At 67.8% G+C, this 1,993-nt stretch carries 2 protein-coding genes; one reads left to right on the forward strand and one right to left on the reverse strand.

Annotated elements, in window-relative coordinates:
• Window positions 1–934: LLM class flavin-dependent oxidoreductase (locus tag VGC18_RS16020; RefSeq protein WP_331099239.1), on the forward strand; the 934-nt coding region annotated here is incomplete at its 5' end.
• 7 nt (window positions 935–941) lie between these two features.
• Here the strand turns inward: VGC18_RS16020 and ccsB are convergent.
• The gene (ccsB, locus tag VGC18_RS16025; protein WP_414672907.1) at window positions 942–1,922 is read right to left on the reverse strand and encodes a c-type cytochrome biogenesis protein CcsB; all 981 of its coding nucleotides are present in this window, start codon (window positions 1,920–1,922) and stop codon (window positions 942–944) included.
• Window positions 1,923–1,993: the final 71 nt, after the last annotated feature.

Raw genomic sequence — 1,993 nt, forward strand, 5'->3', positions numbered from 1 at the left:
CGCCCAGGGCACCCTGGCCGACCGGGTCGGCCTCGACTACTTCGGCGTCGGCGAGCACCACCGCGGCGACTTCGCGGTCTCGGCCCCCGAGGTGGTCCTGGCCGCGATCGCCGCCCGCACCGAGCGCATCCATCTCGGAACTGCGGTGACCGTGCTCAGCTCGGACGATCCGGTACGGGTCTTCGAGCGTTTCGCCACACTCGACGGGCTGTCCGCCGGGCGCGCCGAGGTCATCCTCGGTCGTGGATCGTTCACCGAGTCTTTCCCGCTCTTCGGCTTCGGCCTCGCCCAGTACGAGCAGCTGTTCGAGGAGAAGCTCCAGCTGTTCGCCGAGGTGCGCAAGCAGGAGCCCATCACCTGGTCGGGTTCGACGCGGGCGTCCCTCGAGAACCAGTCGGTCTTCCCACGGCTCGAAAACGGTCTGCTCCCCACCTGGGTCGGCGTCGGCGGCAGCCCGGAATCGGTCGTCCGCACCGCGCGCTACGGCTTCAACCTGATGCTCGCCGTCATCGGCGGTCAACCGGAACGCTTCGCCCCCTACGTCGAGCTGTTCCGCAGGGCGCTCGCCCAGTTCGAGCAGCCGGTCCCGAAGATCGGGGTGCACTCCCCCGGCCACATCGCGGCGACCGACGAGCAGGCCCGTGAGGAGCTGTGGCCGCACCACTCGGAGATGACCAACCGCATCGGCAGGGAGCGCGGCTGGGGCCCGATGACCCGGGATTCCTTCGAGCTGGAGGCCGATCACGGCTCCATCTACGTCGGTTCCCCCGAGACCGTCGCGAACAAGATCGCGACGACCGCCAGGACCCTCGGTCTGTCGCGCTTCGACCTCAAGTACAGCAACGGCACCCTCGCCCACGAGAAGCTCATGACGAGCATCGAGCTCTATGGCACCGAGGTCGCCCCGCGGGTCCGGGAGCTGCTCGCCGACTGAGCCGGGCCTACAGCCCGCTGTAGGTGTGGAGGCCCTTGAAGAACAGGTTCACGATGGTGAAGTTGAACATCACCGCACCGAAGCCGACGATGGCCAGCCACGCCGACCGGGAGCCGCGCCAGCCGCGGGTCGCCCGCGCGTGGATGTATCCGGCGAAGATGGTCCAGATGATGAAGGTCCAGACCTCCTTCGTGTCCCAGCCCCAGTAGCGTCCCCAGGCGTGCTCGGCCCAGATCGCGCCGGCCATGAGGGTGAAGGTCCAGAAGACGAAGCCGACCACGATCACGCGATAGGCGAGGTTCTCGAGCTTCTCGGCGTTGGGGATGGTGTCGAGGAAGGCGAGGCCCGGGAACTTCTTCGCCTCGCGACGCGTCTGGATCAGCTGGACGATGGACAGCCCGGCGCCAATGGCGAAGAACGCCGTTCCGAGCGTCGCGACGAAGACGTGGATGATCAGCCAGTACGACTGCAGGGCGGGCGGCAGCGGCACGACGTCGACGTAGAAGCCGACCGTCCCGAACCCGAGCACGATGAGGCAGAAGCCGGTGATGTACGCCCCGAGGAACTTCAGGTTCTGCCAGAACTGCACGAACACGAAGACGCCGACGATGATGGCGGATGCCGTGAGGGAGAACTCGAACATGTTGGCCCACGGAACGCGGCCGGCCGCGACGCCGCGCAGCACGGTCCCGCCCACGTGGAGGATCCAGCCGAGGATCGTCAGGGCGTAGGCGACCCGCTCGAAGCGGCTCGATCGCCGGACGGGAGCCGGCGCATCCTGGGCCACCGGGCGTTCGAGCGTCGTGACGCCGCCGGATGCGCTCAACTGGCCGACCCGACGCGCGACCGGCATGACGGCCGCGGCGATCGGCGTCTCCGCCGAGCGTTTGGCGAGATCGAGGGTGAAGGCGATGAACGCGAAGAGGTAGACCCCCATCGCGGAGTAGATCGCGACAAGAGAGTAGGACGCCAGGGTTTCGGTGTTCACTCCGTCAGCCTAAGCCCGAGTTGCTGAGAATGGCGGGCCGCGATGTCGGCCACCGCATTGTCCAGGCCGGG

Origin of the sequence: Lacisediminihabitans sp. (assembly GCF_036404185.1) — a bacterium.
GTDB lineage: Bacteria > Actinomycetota > Actinomycetes > Actinomycetales > Microbacteriaceae > Lacisediminihabitans.